Raw genomic sequence first — 18,104 nt, 5'->3', positions numbered from 1 at the left:
TGCAGAGGCGCCCTTTTCATTTCCCGCTTAGCCGTCGCACAGCGGCTCGGCCGCCGCGGGCTTCGGCTTGGCCGGGGCCACCCTCTTCTTCTTCGCCACCACCGTCGGCTTGGCACCCGTGCCCGGCGCCGGCACATGGCGCGGGCCGACGTGCCTGCTCCTGGCGATGGCCGCCTTCTTGGCGCCGGCCGCCGCACGCGGCCTGCACTTGCCCAGCGGGGCGTCGTCCGTAGCCAACGGCTTGCCGGCTTCGACCGCTCCCGCACCCGCGGCCACCAGCGCAGCCCCGGCGACGATCGGTGCGGCCTTGTCGCCGCGCGAGGATGGATCGTCCGCCGCCTGCGCCGCTACGGGTGCCGATGCTGCAGCCGGAGCCAGCGGTGCCGCCGGCAGCGCATCCATCCGGTGTGCGCCTGCCGCCATCGCCGCGGCCGGAGCGGCAAAGCTCCAGCGCACGCCGAGGTTGGCGGCATGGCTGTCGCCGCGGCTGGCGATGTCGGCGGTGTAGTAGAAGTAGGCGCTGGCCTGCGGCGACATATCGAAGCTCAGGCCTGCACCCGCCTGCCAGTGGTTACGCACGCCGGGCGTGCCGCTCACGCCGAAGCCGACGTCCCGCGCGCTGGCAAAGGCCACGCTGGTGGTGGCATCGGCATTCGCACGCGTGTCGTGCAGGTAGCGCAGCAGGAAGATCGGGTGGATCTGCGTGCCATTGGCCTGCTTGGCGAAATCGCCGATCACGCGCAGACCCGCGCCGTACGCCATGCTGCTGGCGCGCGAGCGGCCCACCGCCAGGTTGGCGTCGCCCGCGCCCTGCTCGTTGAAGGCGTCGTACTTCACCTTGGCGTAGTAGGCGCCGACGAACGGCTCCAGATGCCAGGCGCCGGTGTTGAAGCGGTAGCCGCCTTCCAGTCCGGCATTGAGCGACTTGCCGTCGTAGCGCGAACTGGCGCGCGAGTCGAACAGCGGACCGACCTGGATGGTGCGGTCGCCGCTGGCGCGCTGCCAGCCGTACGAGGCCGCGCCTTCCACCCACCACTGCTCGACCGGCATGTACAACGCATGCAGGCCCACCGTGTACTGGTCGGTGTCGACGAAGTCGCGGCGGCTGTCCACCTGCGTACGCGAGTTGGTGAAGCTGGCATGCGCGCCAAGGCGCAGGTCGGGACCGAGCGACGTATCCGCGCCGACGATCACGCCGCGGATGCGGTAGTCGGTTTCGGCAATGCCGTTCGTCGCATCGCGGCTGGAGCTGTAGGTGAATGGCTCTGCCCACACCGCGCTGCCCTGCTCGCCGGTGTCGCGCGCCAGCTTCAGGCGATGCAGCACCGTATCGAGCAGCTGGCTCTGGCCATTGAGTTCGTAGCGCGTCGACGAGGCATAGGTCTCGCCGGTCAGCGTGTCGAACGAACGGATCACCTGGTCGCTGGTGAGGCCGCGTGCATAGCCCAGCAGCGTGGTCAGGCGCTGCGGCGTCTGCTGCGAGATGGTCTGCAGCGAGGTGGCCATCGCCACCTGGTTCGACGACAGGCCCGGGTACTGGTTGAACGGCGTGCCGGTGGGCGCGCCGCTGCCGGCCTGGGTGAGGGTCAGCAGCACCGCGTTGCCTTGCGTGGTCACGCTCGCGGTTAGGAACGGCAGCAGGTTCTGCACCACGCTGGCGTAGCTGCCGCTGAGGCCGCCGTTGGCGTTGAGGATGGTGTAGGTGGTGGTCGGCGCGTAGGAACCGGCCGCCGGCAGCGCCACCAGCTGGCCGCCGAGCGTGGCCGCGCCGTTGACCTGCACATGGTCGCTGGTGCCGGCTGCGGTCGCGCGGATATCGGTGATCGCCGTGCTGCCGCTGTTCAAGCCGCCCAGCGTGATGGTGCTGCCCGCCGCGCCGCTGCCCGCCGCCATGCCGCCGGCACCGGGCAGGCCGCTCGGTGCGAGCGTGCCGTTCAACGTGACATTGCCGCCGACCGTGCCGCTGCCGATCAATCCACCGCTGCTGGCGATCGTGGCCGGGCCGCCGAGGCTGCCGTTGCTGTTCACCACCAGGTTGCCGCCAACCGTGCTGCCGCCGGCGAAGCTCGCCGCGGTGCCGCCGGCAATGCCCAGCGTGCCGCCCGCACCTACGTTGAGGTTGTCGATGTTGTTGAAGGCGCCGGAAGGCAAGGTCGCCTCGCCGCTGCCGGTGAGGTTGACCGCGCTGCCGGCGCCCTGCCCGTTCACCGTGCCGGTGATGCCGCTCAGGGCACCGTAGCCGACATTGACCGCGCTGCCGGCGCCCAGGTTGAGCGTGCCGGCCAGCGGACCATTCACCGTCGCGCTGCTGCCGCTGCCCTGCAGGTTGGCAGTCGCGCCGGTGCCGACGCTGATGCCGCCGCTGTACGGCGAGGTGGCGGTGAGCGTGCCGCCGTTCACCGCGAGCGAACCGCCGAAGCCGCCGAGCGAACCGCCCAGGGTGAGCGTGCCGGTGCCTTGTTTGTCCAGCGTGCCGGTGCCGCTGAGGCTGCCGCTGAGGCCCAGGTCCTGCGCGCCCTGCACGGTGAGCCCATTGCCGCCGACGCTCACATTGTTGGCCAGCGTCACCGCGGCATTGGATTGCAGCGAGCCGCCGTTGGCCGTCAGCGCGCCCGTGCCCAGCGCATTGGCATTGCCAACCACCAGGTTGCCGCCGCCGAGCGTGACGCCGCCGGTGAAGGTGTTGGCGCCGTTCAAGGTGAGCGGCGCCGTGCCGCCTACGTTCACCGCACCACTGCCGGAAAGCGTGCCACCCAGCGTGAGCGCCTGCGCACCGCCGACGTTGAGTGCGGCGCCGAGCGTGACGTTGTTGGCCACGGTGAGCGGTCCGCTTGCATCGAGCGTGGTGGCGCCCGCGACATTGAGCGCACCCGTGCCGAGCGCATTGGCATTGCCGAGCACCAGGCCGCCGCCGTTGCTGGTCAAGCCGCCGGTAAAAGTATTGGCGCCGCCCAGGGTGAGCGTCGATGCGCCGTCCTTGACCAGGTTGCCGGCGCCGCTGATCGCACCGTTGAGCGCGAGCGCACCGCCCGCGCCCGGCAAGGTCAGCGTGGTGCCGCCGCCGAGTGCGATGGCATTGCCCACCGACACCGGCGCGGAGGCGTCGAGCGTCGCCGCGCCATTGACGGTGAGCGCGCCGGTACCCAACGCGCCGTTGTTGCCCAGCATGACGCCGCCGCCATTGAGCGTGACGCCGCCGCTGAAAGTATTGGCGCCGCCCAGCGTGAGCGTGGAGGCACCGTCCTTGACCAGGCTGCCGCTGCCGCTGACGGCACCGCCGAGATTCACGGCACCGCCGGCACCGGGCAGGGTCAGCGTGGCGCCGCCATTGAGCGCAATGTTGTTGCCGACGTTGAGCGCGGCGGTGGCATCGAGCGTCGCCGCGCCGTTGACGGCGAGCGCGCCGGTGCCCAGCGCATTCGCGCTGCCGACGATCAATCCGCCCGCATTGAGCGCCACGCCGCCGCTGAAAGTATTGTTGCCGGACAGCGTTTCCACGCCGCTGCCGTTCTTCACCAGGCTGCCGCTGCCGCTGATCGTTCCGGCGAATGCCTGATGGGTCGTGTCGCCGAAAGCCAGCGCATTCGCGCCGAGGTTGATGCCGCCGCCGGCGCCGCTCAGCGCGCCGATGGTCTGCGCACCGCCGGCCGCGCTGAGATCCAGCGTGCCGCTGCCGTTGAGGGTGACCGCGCCGGTGGCCGCGAGGCTGCCGCCGGCGCCGAGCGCCAGCGCACCGGCATTGATCGTGGTGCCGCCCGTATAGGTGTTGGCGCCGTTCAAGGTCAGCGTCGCATTGCCATCCTTGACCAGGCTGCCGCCGCCGCTCACCGCGCCATTCAAACTGAGCGCGCTGCCGCCGAGCACGTCCAGCGCGGCGCCCGCGCCGAGCGTGACGCCGTTGGCCAGCGTGATCGGGCCGCTCGCATCCAGCGTCGCCGACGCCCCCACATTGAGCGCGCCGCTGCCCAGCGCCGCATTGTTGCCGACCACCAGCCCGCCGCCGTTGAGCGTCACGCCGCCGCTGAAGGTGCTGGCGCCGGACAGCGTCTGCACGCCGGCGCCGTTCTTGATCAAGCCGCCGCTGCCGTTGATGGCGCCGGCGAAGACGTTGCTGCCGGCGCCGCCGAGGGTCAGGTTGGCCACACCCAGATTGACCGTGCCGCTGGCGCCGCCCAGCGCGCCGATGGTCTGGTTGCCGGCCGCGCCGATATCGAATGCGCCGCTGCCGCCCAAGGTGACCGTGCCGGTCGCGCTGAGGCTGCCGCCCGCACCCAGCGCCAAGGTGCCGGCATTGATGGTGGTGCCGCCGGCATAGCTGTTGGCGCCGGTCAGCGTCAGCGTCGCCGCGCCGTCCTTGGTCAAGCCGCCGGCGCCGCCGATCGCGCCGCTCAAGGTCAGTGCATTGCTGCCCAGCACGTCGAGGTTGGCATTGAGAGTGACGGCATTGGCGAGATTCAAGCCGGTGGTGCCGTCCAATGTTGCCGCACCGTTGACGGTCAGCGCACCGGCGCCCAGCGCGCCGCTGTTGCCCAGGTTCAATCCGCCCGCATTGAGCGCGACGCCGCCGGCGAAGGTGTTGGTACCGCTGAGCGTCTGCACGCCCGTGCCGTTCTTGATCAAGCCGCCGGTGCCGGAGATCGTGCCGGCAAAACTGGTGTTGCCCACACCGTTCAAGGTGAGCGCATTGGCACCCAGGCTGACCGTGGTGCCCACGCCGCCTGCGAGCGAACCGATCGCCTGATTGCCGCCGGCACTGATATCGAACGCAGCGCCCGGATTGATCAGCGATACCGCACCCGTGGCCGCGAGGCTGCCGCCCGCACCCAGCGCCAGCGTGCCGGTATTGATGACGGTGCCACCGGTATAGGTGTTGGCGCCGGTCAGCGTCTCGGTGCCGGCGCCGTCCTTGATCAGGCTGCCGGTGCCGGCGATGCCGCCGCTGAAGGTGCCGTTGGTGCTGCCACCGACATGCAGCGCGTTGGCGCCCATGTTGACCGTGCCGCCGCCGGTCAAGGTACCGAAGGTCTGCGCGCCGTTGCCGGCGGATAGATCGAAGGTGGCGCCGGTGGCGACATTGACGATGCCGCCGGCATTGAGGCTGGCACCCGCGCCCAGCGCCAGCGTGCCGCTGTCGATCAGCGTGCCGCCGGTATAGGTGTTGGCGCCGTTCAAGGTCAGCGTCGCCGCGCCTTGCTTGGTGAGGCTGCCGAGGCCGCTGAGATTGCCATTGAGGGTGAGCGCGTTGCTGCCGCCGACCGTCAAGCCGGCGTTGAGCACGATGTTGTTGGCGAGGGTGACGACGTTGTTGGCATCCAGCGTGGCAGCGCCGGCCACGGTAAGCGTGCCGGTGCCGAGTGCGGTATTGCTGCCAACGATCAGGCCGCCGTCGACGAGCGCGACGCCGCCGCTGAACGTGTTGTTGCCCGACAAGGTCTGGATGCCCGTGCCGTTCTTGAGCAGTCCGCCAGTGCCGCCGATGGTGCCGGCGAAGGCCTGGTTGCTCGCGTCGCCGAAGGTCAGCGTATTGGCGCCGAGATTGACGCTGCCGGAAGCGCCGGCGAGTGACCCGATGGTCTGGTTGCCGCCGGCCGAGATATCGAACGCGCCCGTGCCACCGAGCGTGACCGCGCCGGTCGCGGCGAGACTGCCGCCCGCACCGATCGCCAGCACGCCCGAATTGATGTTGGTGCCGCCGGTAAAGGTATTGGCGCCGGTCAAGGTGAGCGTGGACCCGCCATTCATGCTGAGGCTGCCGGCACCCGAGACCACGCCGCCCAGCGTCAGCGCACCCGCGCCCTGCACGGTGAGGCCGCTACCCAGCATCACGTTGTTGGCAAGGCTGATATTGCCGTTGGCAGCCAGCGTGCTGTTGCCATTGACGTTGAGCGCGCCGGTGCCCAGCGCCGTGTTGTTGCCCACCACCAGGCCGCCGGCATTGAGCGTCACGCCGCCGCTGAAGGTGCTGGCGCCATTGAGCGTCTGGATGCCCACGCCATTCTTGATCAGGCTGCCGGTCCCGCCGATGCTGCCGTCGAAACTCGCATCGATCGCGCCGCCCAGGGTGAGTGCGTTGGCGCCCAGGTTCACCGTGCTGCCGGCCACGCCGGACAGCGTGCCGATCGACTGGTTGCCGCCCGCGCTGATATCGAAGCCGGTGCCTGCATTGATCAGCGACACCGCACCATCCGCCGCGAGACTGCCGCCGGCGCCGAGTGCCAGCGTGCCGCCGCTGATTACGGTGCCGCCGGTATAGGTATTGGCACCGGTGAAGGTCTCCACGCCGGCACCGATCTTCACCACGCCGCCGCTGCCGGCGATGCCGCCGCTGAAGGTGCCGTTGGTGGCGCCGCCGACATTGAGCGTGTTGGCGCCCATGTTCACCGTGCCGCCGCCGGTCAGCGTGCCGAACGTCTGCGTGCCATTGCCGGCCGACAGGTCGAAGGTGGCGCCGACCGCGACATTCACCGTGCCACTGCCAGCCAGGCTGGCGCCCGCACCCAGTGCGAGCGTGCCGCTGTTGATGGAGGTGCCGCCTAGATAGCTGTTGGTGCCGTTCAAGATCAGCGCGGCGGCGCCGTTCTTGATCACCCCGCCCGTGCCGCTGAGGTTGCCGTTGAGGGTGAGCGTGTTGCTGCCGCCGAAGCTCAGGTTGGCATTGAGCAGCAGATTGTTGGCAAGCGTGACGGCGGTATCCGCGTCGAGCGTGGCGGCGCCACCCACGGTGAGCGTGCCGGAACCCAGCGCCGTATTGCTGCCTACGCTCAGGCCGCCCGCATTGAGCGCGATGCCGCCGGTGAAGCTGTTGTTGCCGGACAGGCTCTGCGTGCCCGCGCCAAGCTTGATCAGGCCACCGGTGCCGCCGATGCCGCCGCTGAAACTGCCGCTGCCCACGCCGCCGAGCGTCAGCGTGTTCGCGCCGAGATTGACGCTGCCACCCGCACCGGCAAGCAGGCCGATCGACTGGTTGCCGCCGCCGGAGATATCGAACAGGCCGGTGCCGCCGAGCGTCACCGTACCGGTCGCGCTGAGGCTGCCGCCGGTGCCAAGCGCGAGGGTGCCGGCATTGATCGTGGTGCCGCCGGTAAAGCTGTTGGCGCCGGTCAGTGTCAGCGTGGAAGCGCCATTCATGGCGAGTCCGCCGGCGCCGGACAGCACGCCACCCAGGGTGAGCGCACCGTTGCCCAGCACGTTCAGGCCAAAGCCCGCGCCCAGCCCGATGTTGTTGGCCAGGTTGACCGCGCCGTTGGCAGCGAGCGAGCCATTGCCGGCGAGATTGAGCGCACCCGTACCGAGCGCCGCGTTGTTGCCGACCACCAGGCCACCCGCGTTGAGCGTGAGCCCACCGCTGAACGTGCTGGCGCCGCCGAGCGTCTGGATCCCCGCACCGTTCTTGATCAGGCCGCCCGTGCCGGCGATGGCGCCGCCGAAATTCGCATCGGCCGCGCCGCCCAGGGTGAGCGCGCTGGCACCCAGGTTCACCGCGCTGCCGGCGATGCCAGCCAGCGATCCGATCGCCTGGTTGCCGCCGGCACTGATATCGAAAGCCGCACCGGCGCCGGCGAGATTCACCGCGCCATTCGCGGCCAGGCTGCCACCCGCACCCAGCGCCAAGGTGCCGGCGTTGATGGTGGTGCCGCCGAGATAAGTGTTGGCGCCGGTCAGCGTGGTGATGCCTGCACCCAGCTTGAGGATGCCGCCATTGCCGCCGATCGCACCACCGAAACTCAGGTTGCCGGCGCCGCCCAAGCCAAGATTGTGGCTGCCAAGCAGGATGCTGCTGCCGGCGACGCCGGACAGATCGCCGATCACCTGATCGGCGCCCGCCGCGGAAAGATCCAGGCTCGCACCGACACCGGCCAGGTTCAGCGCGCCATTCGCAGCCAGGCTGCCGCTCGCGCCCAGCGCGATCGTGCCGGCATTGACGGTGGTGCCGCCGGTGAAGGTGTTGGCGGCGTTGAGGGTGAGCGACGCCGCGCCATTCTTGACCAGCGCGCCGGCGCCAGAGATCGCGCCGTTGAAGTTCAACGCCTGGCCGCCAAGCAGGTTGAGCGTGCCGCCTGCGCCGAGATTCACCGCATTGCCGAGTGACAAGGCACCGGTGCCATCCAGCGTGACATTGCCACCAACGTTGAGTGCGCCGAAGCCCAAGGCCGCTCCGTTGCCCAGCAGCAAGCCGCCCGCGTTCAAGGCCACGCCACCCGTGAAGGTGTTGGCACCCGTCAAGGTCTGGATGCCGGCGCCGACTTTCACCAAGCCACCCGTGCCGCTGATCGATCCACCGAAGGTCTGGCTGGTGGCATTGCCCAGGGTCAGCGTCTGCGCACCGAGATTCACCGCACCGCCGAGACCGGCCAGCGAACCGATGGTCTGGTTCGTGCCGCTGCTCAGGTCGAACATCGCGCCCGTAGCGAGCGACACATCGACGTTGGCGCTGAGGCTGCCGCCCGCGCCCATCGCCAGCGTGCCGGCGTTGATGGCGAGGCCCCCGGTGAAAGTGTTGGCGCCGGTCAAGGTGAGCGGCGCGCCGCCGCTCTTGATCAAGCTACCCGCGCCGGTGAGAGCGCCGCTGAATACCAGCGGCTGGCCGCCGAGCACGTTGAGCGAGCCGCCTGCGCCGAGGGAGATCGCATTGCCCAGCGTGAGTCCGGCCGAAGCATCCAGCGTGACGTTGCCGCCGACGTTGAGCGCACCCGCACCCAGCGCCGCGCCATTGCCCAGCAGCAGGCCGCCCGCGTTGAGCGCCAGGCCGCCACTGAAGGTGTTGGCGCCATTCAAGGTGAGCACTGCGCCGCCGTTCTTCACCAGTGCACCGGCGCCGCCGATCACGCCATTGAAGGTGAGCGGCTGGCCGCCGAGCAGGTTGAGCGTGCCGCCCGCGCCGAGGTTCACCGCGTTGCCGAGCGACAAGGCACCGGTGCCGTCCAGCGTGACATTGCCGCCGACGCCGAGCGTGCCGGTGCCGAGGGCGGCACCGTTGCCGAGCAACAGGCCACCGGCATTCAGCGCGAGGCCGCCGGAGAAGGTGTTGGCGCCGGTGAGCGTCTGGATGCCGGCACCGACTTTCACCAGGCCACCCGTGCCGCTGATCAGGCCGCCGAAGGTCTGGCTGGTCGCATTGCCCAGCGTCAGCGTGTGCGCGCCGAGATTGACGGTGCCACCGAGACCGGCCAGCGTGCCGATGGTCTGGTTCGCGCCGCCGCTGAGATCGAAGCTGCCACCGGCGGCCAGCGCGACGTTGACGTTGGCGGTCAGGCTGCCGCCCGCGCCCATCGCCAGCGTGCCCGCATTGATCGCGAGGCCGCCGCTGAAATCGTTGGCGCCATTCAAGGTCAGCAGACCGGCGCCGCTCTTGATCAAGCCGCCTGCGCCAGTGAGGCCGCCATTGAAGACCAGCGGCTGCCCGCCGAGCACGTTGAGCGATCCGCCCGCGCCGAGGCTGATGGCATTGCCCAAGGACAAGCCCAGCGAAGAGTCGAGCGTGACATTGCCACCCACGCCGAGCGTGCCGGTACCCAGGGCACCTGCATTGCCCAGCAGCAATCCGCCACCGTTGAGCGCCAGGCCGCCAGTGAACGTGTTGGCGCCATTCAAGGTGAGCAATGCGCCGCCGGTCTTTACCAGCGCACCGGCGCCGCCGATCGCGCCATTGAAAGTGAGCGGTTGACCACCGAGCAGATTGAGCGTGCCACCCGCGCCGAGGTTGACCGCATTGCCCAGCGACAAGGCGCCGGTGCCATCCAGCGAGACATTGCCACCCACGCTGAGCGCGCCGGTACCCAGGGCCGCAACATCGCCCAGCAGCAGGCCACCCGCATTCAACGCCACGCCGCCACCGAACGTGCTGGCGCCGGCAAGCGTCTGGATGCCGGTGCCCAGCTTCACCAGGCCGCCGCTGCCGGCGATGCTGCCGGCGAAGCTGGTGTCGCCCAGGCCGTTGAAGGTGAGCGTGTGCGTGCCGAGATTGAGCGAGCCGCCGAGACCGGCCAGCGAGCCGATCGCCTGATCGGCGCTGGCGCCCGAGAGGTCGAGGCTGGTGCCAGCCGAAAGTGTGATGCCCGCGCTCGGCGACAGACTGCCGCCGGCGCCCAGGGCCAGGCCGCCGCCAAGAATGGACAGGCCGCCGCTCAAGGTGTTCGCGCCGCCCAGCGTCAGCGTGGCGGCACCGTTCTTCAGCAGGCTGCCTGCGCCCGACAGGCCACCGTTCAAGGTGAGCGCGTTGCTGCCGAGCAGGTTGAGCGAACCGCCAGCGCCGATGGCGATGTTGTTGTTCAACGCAAACGCGCCGGTGGTATCGAAGGTGGCGGCGCTGCCGACATTCAAGGCGCCGGTTCCCAGCGCACCGGCATTGCCGAGCAGCAGGCCACCGCCGTTGAGCGCGAAGCCGCCGCTGAAGGTGTTGGCGCCGCCCAAGGTGAGCAGTGCATTGCCGCTCTTGGCCAAGCCGCCGGCGCCGGCAATCAGTCCGTTGAAGCTGAGCGCCTGGCCGCCGAGCAGGCTGAGCGTGCCGCCCGCACCGAGGTTCACCGCGTTGCCCAGCGACAGACCCAGCGATGCGTCGAGCGTGGCATTGCCGCCGACGTTCAATGCACCGGTGCCGAGCGCGCTGCCGTTGCCCAGCATCAAGGCGCCGGCGTTGAGCGCCAGGCCACCGGTAAAGGTGTTGGCGCCGTTCAAGGTGAGCAGCGCGCTGCCGCTCTTGGCCAGGCCGCCGGTGCCGCCGATCAATCCATTGAAGCTCAGCGCCTGCCCGCCGAGCAGGTTGAGTGAGGTGCCGGCGCCGAGGTTCACGGCGTTGCCGAGCGACAGGCCGAGCGAGGCATCGAGCGTCGCGTTGCCGCCGACGTTCAGCGCACCGGTGCCGAGCGCCGTGCCGTTGCCCAGCATCAGGCCGCCGGCGTTGAGCGCGAGACCGCCGGTGAAGGCGTTGGCGCCGTTCAAGGTCAGCAGCGCGGCGCCGCTCTTCGCCAGGCCGCCGACGCCGCCCAGCACTCCGTTGAACACCAGCGGCTGTCCACCGAGCAGGTTGAGCGTGCCACCCGCGCCGAGGTTGACTGTGTTGCCGAGTGACAAGGCGACCGAGGCATCGAACGAAACATTGCCACCCACGCCCAACGCACCGCTGCCGAGCGCGGAGGCGTTCGCCACCACCAGGCCACCCGCGTTGAGCGCGATGCCACCGCCGAACGTATTGGCGCCGCCCAGGGTGATCGGCGCAGCTGCATTGATCGCCAGGCCACCCGTGCCGGACAACAGTCCGCCGAGGCCGAAGCTGTTCGCACCGCCGAGCGTCAGGCTGCCGTTGAGCGCCACGTTGTTGCCGAGCGACAAGCCCGCGGTGGACGATGCCAACGCACCGCCGTTGACCGTGAACAATCCGCTGCCGAAGACGTTGGCGTTATTGAAGTTGATCAGGCCGTCATTGAACGTGGCATCCGCACTGACCAGCGCGCCCTGCAGGTTCCAGCTGCCGCTGTGCACGGTCAGGTGCTGGAAGCCGAGATAACCGGTGGCGCCGATCGTGGTGATCGCGCCGCCGGTGCCCGAACCGGGGCCGACGGCGGAGTTCTGCAGGATCAGGCTGTTGCTCGCGCCGGTGCCCGCGCTGACCGTGCCGGCCGCGGCCAGCTTCACGCCGGTGACGCCGGTCATCGCGCCGGCGATGGCGGTGCCGCCGGAGGCGTTGATGCTGGAGCCGGACACCGCGGTAAAAGTGCTGCCGGCCGCGGAATCGCCGAGGTAGATGCTGCCGTTGATGGTGCCGGCATTGAGCAGACTGTTGCTGCCACTGCCCGCCGTACCCAGGCCGATGCGGCCCGTGATGGTGCCGGTGTTGGTGAAGTTGACGCTGCCGCCCCCATAGGTCACCACTGCCGCCGCATCGGCCGTGTTGCCGCCGGCCAGCAACGCCATGCCGATGGTGCCGTCGTTGCTCAAGGTGGTGGTGCCGCCGCTGCCGTTCTGCACCGTCAGCGCCTGCCCGCCGAAGCCGAACAGCGTGGCGATGTTGAACATGCCGCGCATGGTGCCGCCGGCCTGGTTGTTCACTGCGATGGTGTTGGCGGTGGCGTTGCCGATCACTGAGCCGGCCATCACCAGCGCCAGGCCGCCGCTGTTGGTGGTGGGATCGATCGTGCCCTGGTTGTTGAGCGTGATGCCGTTGCCGCTGAGCGTGAGCGAGTTGCCGCCGACGATCGGCGGCGAGCTGACCACCGCACCGGTCTGCACGTTCACCGTGACATTGGCGGTGCTGTTGGAAAGATTGTTGGTGCTGGAGCCGGTCGCGCAGGTGACCGTGGCGCCGGCCGTGGTGCATGCGGCGAATGCCGTGGTGGTGGTGAATGGCAGCGCGATGACCGGCGCCAGCGCCAGCAGGATGCTTTGGACCAGAGGGCGGCGGCCGAAACGGCCGGAACGATGCACCTGCATGACGATCTCTCCTTTGCACGAATGGGCACGCACCGCAGCCGCCATCGGCCCGCGCGGGCGCGCGGACACACGGCGACGTGCCGCCCTGCGGGCGGCGGATCGCAATCAAGCGAAAATCAGGAATCCCCTCCCACGCCGCTTACGCGGGGTGTGGGTCTGGTGGTGCCGCCGAGGGAGGCTCATCGCATGGGGATGGGCCACGGCGATAGCTGGAACGAAGCACCTGCATGACAGCCTCCTTACCGATAGGCACCGCACCGTCGCCAGCTCGCGTACCCCATGGAGGTCGTTCCACGCCCCCGAACTGCCGCGAGCCGGTCCGCCGCTTGTGTGAAGCGGTCGGTCCACTTCCATCGAAGGATTCGCGCGACTCTGCACGCGAGCTTCGATCCCCTGCCGGTCGTCCGCTCCCCACGCCGGGAGGAGCGGCGGCGATGTTCCTTTCCGTAAAAACTGCGCTCCGTATCACGAAATGGGCGCGCGGCGGAGTTTGCCGCCACGAGGCGTGAACAGGCCGTCAATCAGCCGTTGGCAATAGGAAAAATCCCAACAGCAAGAACGAAGCCAACAAACGCGGCGCCAGACTGAACGGCCGCCGCACGAAACCGGCTTTCACGCGCCGGAGTCGGACTTATCTGAAAGAGCCACCGCACACCGCTTCCTAGACTGCCGCCCAGCCCGGCCGCATCACGCGACGGGCCGCGCGGCCGGAGCACGGGGGCACTCCCGCACGGCCGTTCCATCAACGAACGGAGGGCATGACATGACGCACGGCATTCTGGCGTGGCTGGTCATTGGTGCAGTCGCCGGCTGGCTGGCCGGTGTGGTGATGAAGGGCGGCGGCTTCGGCCTGCTGGTCGACATCGTGGTGGGTATCGTCGGCGCCTTTGTCGGCGGCTGGCTGTCGGGCGTGCTCGGCATCAGCCTCGGCGGCGGACTGGTCGCTTCGATCGTCACCGCCACGCTCGGCGCGATCGTGCTGCTGTTCGTGGTGCGTTTGTTCAAACGCGCCTGAGCACCTCAGCCGATCCAAACCGCAAGGCGACGCGCGCGACGGTGGCATGCCGTCGCGCGCGCCAGCCGGGGGGCGACATCATGCAAACCATCGTTTACCGCATCCAGGAAGACCACAACGGACTGTGGACCCTGTGGACCGGCGACCTGGCCGTCTCGGGCGGCTTGCGCCTGGGGCCGGCAATCAAATTGGCGCGCCTGCTCGCGCGCCAATGCAACGACGACAACACGCGCATCGAACTGGTCAGCTGCGGTCACACCATTGCGGTGGACCGCTGCTGAGCCAGCACAGATTGGGGTGAGCACAGCGAACCCCAAGCCACGCCGCTCAGTACAGCCGCCGCAATGTCAGCACCACGCGGCGCAGCACATCGCGCATCTCCGGATCGACCGCGATCAAGCGGTCTTCCGCGCGCAGCATCGCCAGCGCGAGTTCATCGCGCAGCGCCGGCACGCCCCACTCCGCTTCCAGGATGCGCCGCAGCAACGGCAGGCGGATCCGCGCCAGCGAAGCCGGATCGTCCGGCCGCGCATCGGCGGCGATGACGGCCAGCTCGCGCCACAAAGCCATGTCATGCGGGCTGTGGTACGGCCGCGTGCGCGAGTCCGCCACCAGGCGCAACACGTCCGGCAACTCGCGCCGCCGGGTTGGCCATGCGGTGGCGGCGCAACAGTCGTTCAACGGTTGCGCTCCGCGATCGCCACGTCGCTGAGGCTGACCTGCACCACCACCCGCCGGTTCGGCGCCAGGCATTCGATCAGTGCCTCGCGCTGCGCCTCGTCGCAATCGCGCACCGGGTCCGCGGCGCCCAGGCCTTCGGCCTGGAACCATTCGGCGGGCAGGCCACGGCCGACCAGGTAGTCCTTCACCGCATAGGCGCGGCGGCCGGACAGCTGGTCATTGTGCGCATCGCTGCCGAGCCGGTCGGTGTAGCCGGCGATGCGGATATTGGCGACGCGCTGCTTCTGCGCCAGCAGGTTGCCGGCCAGCGCATCGAGCTGCGCGCGGCCGTCATTGGTCATGTCGGCGATGGAGTCGCGGTCGAAGGCGAACAGCGCATCCGCCGAGAGAATGAAGCGCTCCGTCGAGGCGGCTGGCACCGCCGCCAGCTGCTGGTAGCGCACGCAGGCCTCCGGCTTCCAGTAGAAGCTGCGCGCCCGCTGGTCCTGGTCGAACAGGATCTTGAACTGACAGGTGGTGACGCTGCCCGTATCGCGGAAGTGGAACACGTAGTTCCATTCGCGCACGCCCCACACGCCTTCGCTGAAATGCGGATAGCCGATCAGCGCGGAAACCTGCTGCTTGCCGAGGCCGGCGCCGAGCTGCTGCAGGTTGGCGGCGAGCGGAAAGCTGCCGTCCTTGTGCATCGGCGTGGCGTCGCCCGGCGCGGGCCATGCCAGCGCCTCGGCCGATCGGCCGTCGCGGGCGATGCCGCGGCTCAGGTTGCCGCAGGCGCTGAGCGCGCCAGCGATGCCGACGACGCCAAGCAGCAGGGCGAAGGATTTGAAGGAGATAGTCATTGTCCGTACTCCTGAATTCATGGCCGGGGTTCGAATCCCCGCGGGGATCCGAGGCTCCGCACTCATCACCACACCATGCCCGCGCCCACGCCCACGCCGGCATCGCCGCGCGAATTGGTGGTGGCGTTGAGCTTGAACACGTAGCGGCCGCTCTCGGTGATGGTCGATACGCCGATGGCGATGCCGGTTTCGCCATGGAAGTTGCCCAGCGCCACGCCCGCCGAACTCTGGTTCGGCTGATAGGCCTGCGGCAGGCTGGCCATCGCCATGGCCGCGGCGATACCTGCATTGGCGCGGTTGCCGATCTGGTTGAGGTTGCGGTCGACCGTTTCGAAACGGCTGTCCGTATAGCTCTTGGACCAGTCCTTGGCCTGGTTGAGCGCATCGTTCAACTGGCCGACGTTGGCCGCGTCGGTGGTCGCCGTACCCGGCCCCACGTTGTGGATCACGGCAGGCGAACCGCCGCCGTTGAGCGTCACGCTGCCGTAGTCGGTATCGCCCTTGGTCGTGCTGTCGTACTTCACCACGCCCGATTGCGAGGCCTTGAGCTGGCTGACGTTCACCGCATCGGTCGCGGCCGTGCCGGCGGCGACGTTGGTGACCTGCCGCTCGCTGCCGGCCGCACCGACCGACACGCTGTTGGCGCGATCGGCCACCGAGCCGCTGCCCACCGCCGCGCTGTTGCTGGCCGACGCCTGCGCACCGGAACCGACCGCCGTGCTGTTGCCGCCCGAGGCCACCGCGCCGGCGCCGCCGGCAGTGGCGTCCGTGCCGCTGGCCTGCGGCTTGCCCTTGGCGGAACTGTCGTTGACCTGGAAGTAGCCGTCCTTGCCGTTCTGCAGATTGCTGATGGCCGTGCTGTTGTTGCTCACCTGCTGGTTGGTGGCATTGAGCTGCGAACCGTTCACCGCGTCCGTGCTGGTGGCGTTGAGCGCGCCCTGGTGCACGTTGGTGATGGTGGTGCCGCCGGTGACGCCGCCATCCGTCGAAGCCGTGCCGCCGAGGGTGACGCTGCTCTTGCCGCTGTTGTCGTATTGCACGGCGTTGCTGCTGAGGTTGTTGACCTGCGAGCCGAGGCTCTCCACCGCCTGGTTGGTGGCATTGAGCTGCGAGCCGTTCACCGCATCGGTGCTGGTGGCGCTGATGCGGCCAGCGGCGACGTTGGTGATGGTGCGCTCGGCGCCCGCGCTGCCCACGCTCACGGTGCTGGTCGGCGTGGTGCCGGCGAAGTTGTAGCTCTTGCCATTGATGGTGGTGCCGGTGGTGGCCACCGCCGCCGAGGTGGTGGAACCCGCACCGAGCGCGACGTCGCCGGCGTTGCTGGCCGTGGCGCCGGAGCCGATCGCCACGGCGTTCTGCGCCGACGCATGAGCCGTATCGCCCATTGCCACGGCACCCGCGCCGCTGGCGGTCGAGGCATTGCCCAGCGCCACCGCACCCTGCCCGTTCGCCGCGCTCTGGTTGCCCATGGCGACGGCGCCCTGGCCGCTGGCGGTGTTGTTCGCGCCCATCGCGACGGCGCCGGTGCCGGTGGCGGTGTTGGGATCGCCGATCGCCACCGCACCGTTACCCGAGGCGACGTTGCCGACGCCGATCGAAACCGCCTTGCCGCCGGTGGCGGTGGCGGACTGGCCGATCGCCACCGCGCCCGCCGCATCGGCCACCGCGCCGGTGCCCTGCGCGATCGAGTCGCCACCGGTAGCCTTGGCGCCATTGCCCAGTGCGATGTCGTTGGCGACGGCAGCGTTGCCGCTCACGCCGGCTGCTGCATTGAGGCCCTGCGCGATCGAGCCATTGCCGTAGGCATTCGCGGCCGGACCGACGGCAACGCTGTCGGTGCCCGCGGCCACGCTGTCAGCCTGCGTCGAGTTGGCGTGGAAGTACTTGATCCCGCCGCCGTTGATCGAGCCGCCGATCTGGTTCAGCACGTTCTGCACCGAGGTATAGGTGCCGCCGTTGTAGTCGAGCGAGGTGGTGACCGTGCCGGTGCTCGGGTCGTAGCTGCTGTTGCCGCCCAGCGAGGTCGCGACCGAACTGCCAAGGTTATTGACCGTGGTGTTGGTCGCATTGAGCTGCGAACCGTTCACCGCGTCGGTGCTGGTCGAGGACAAGGTGCCCGCGCCGACGTTGGTGATTTTCTGCGGCGAACCGCTGCCGTGGCTGGCATCGTAGGCGCCGAGCGTGCTGTTCCACTGCAGCGCATCCTGTTGCAGCGCGGTGATGTTGTTGGTGTTGGCGGTGGTCTGATTGCCCAGGTTGGTGATCGCCGTAGTGTTGTTGGCGATGTTCGTGGTGTTCTGGCTGACCTGCTGGTTGGTCGCATTAAGCTGCGAGCCATTTACCGCATCCGTGCTGGTCGAGGACAGATTGCCCGCCGCCACGTTGCCGAGGTTCACCGGCGTGGTGGAACCCGCACCGCCCAAGGTCACACTGGTCTTGCCGGCGTTGTCGTACTGCACCGCATTGCCGGACAGCGTGCCGATCTGCGTGCCGAGGTCGTCCACCGCCTGGTTGGTGGCAAAGAGCTGCGAGCCGTTCACCGCATCGGTACTGCTCGCGCTGAGGCGGCCAGCAGCCATGTTGGTAAGCGTGCGCTCGGCGCCGCCGGCCCCCACGCTCACCGTGCTGCCCGGCGTGGTACCCGCGAAGGTGTAGCTCTTGCCGTTGATGGTGGCATTGGCCGTACCGACCACGGCGGCCGTGGTGGAGCCGGCGCCCAAGGCCACATCGCTGGCCTGGTTTGCCACCGCACCCTGGCCGATCGCCACACTATCCGTGCCCACGGCGCTGGAATCGGCGCCGGTGGAGTTGGCGTGGAAATACTTGGTGCCGGTGGCGTAGACGTTGTTGACCTGGTTGCCCAGGTTGGTGATGTCCGTGCTGTTCTGGTTCACCTGCTGGTTGGTGGCATTGAGCTGCGAACCGTTCACCGCGTCGGTGCTGGTCGAGGACAAGGTGCCCGCACCGACATTGGTGATCTTCTGCGGCGAACCACTGCCATGGCTGGCGTCGTAAGCACCCAGCGTGCTGTTCCACTGCAGCGCATCCTGCTGCAGCGAGGTGATGTTGTTGGTGTTGGTGGTGGTCTGGTTGCCCAGGTTGGTGATCGCCGTGCTGTTGTTGGCGATGTTCGTGGTGTTCTG

6 protein-coding genes are annotated in these 18,104 nt (G+C 69.1%); 2 read left to right on the top strand and 4 right to left on the bottom strand.

Translation table 11 applies throughout. The features are described from left to right. Positions 1 to 27: 27 nt before the first annotated feature. Complete coding sequence (locus AB4083_RS21410; RefSeq protein WP_441610537.1) at positions 28 to 12,426, bottom strand: autotransporter-associated beta strand repeat-containing protein; 12,399 nt, start codon at positions 12,424 to 12,426, stop codon at positions 28 to 30. 763 nt (positions 12,427 to 13,189) lie between these two features. On the opposite strand from AB4083_RS21410, the gene AB4083_RS21405 reads away from it, so the two are divergent. After that, entirely contained in the window at positions 13,190 to 13,441 is a 252-nt protein-coding gene (locus tag AB4083_RS21405) for a GlsB/YeaQ/YmgE family stress response membrane protein (protein WP_441610536.1), read from the top strand. An 80-nt stretch (positions 13,442 to 13,521) separates the two neighbouring features. Beyond that, positions 13,522 to 13,722 (top strand): hypothetical protein, encoded by a 201-nt coding sequence (locus AB4083_RS21400; RefSeq protein WP_441610535.1) that lies wholly within the window; start codon positions 13,522 to 13,524, stop codon positions 13,720 to 13,722. A 46-nt stretch (positions 13,723 to 13,768) separates the two neighbouring features. Here the strand turns inward: AB4083_RS21400 and AB4083_RS21395 are convergent, their stop codons facing one another. The 3 genes from AB4083_RS21395 to AB4083_RS21385 form a co-directional block, all read right to left on the bottom strand. Continuing rightward, positions 13,769 to 14,122, bottom strand: coding sequence for a hypothetical protein (locus tag AB4083_RS21395; RefSeq protein WP_441610534.1), 354 nt, complete (start codon positions 14,120 to 14,122; stop codon positions 13,769 to 13,771). Beyond that, positions 14,119 to 14,961, bottom strand: coding sequence for an OmpA family protein (locus AB4083_RS21390; protein ID WP_441610533.1), 843 nt, complete (start codon positions 14,959 to 14,961; stop codon positions 14,119 to 14,121). Before AB4083_RS21390 ends, AB4083_RS21395 begins: the two co-directional genes overlap by 4 nt. A 65-nt stretch (positions 14,962 to 15,026) precedes the next feature. Then, on the bottom strand, positions 15,027 to 18,104 hold a 3,078-nt coding region (locus AB4083_RS21385), incomplete at its 5' end, for a YadA-like family protein (protein WP_441610532.1).

The sequence above is a fragment of the Dyella sp. 2RAB6 genome, from assembly GCF_052115385.1.
In the GTDB taxonomy this organism is placed as follows: Bacteria; Pseudomonadota; Gammaproteobacteria; order Xanthomonadales; family Rhodanobacteraceae; genus Dyella_D.
This window is presented reverse-complemented; position numbering and strand designations above follow the sequence as displayed.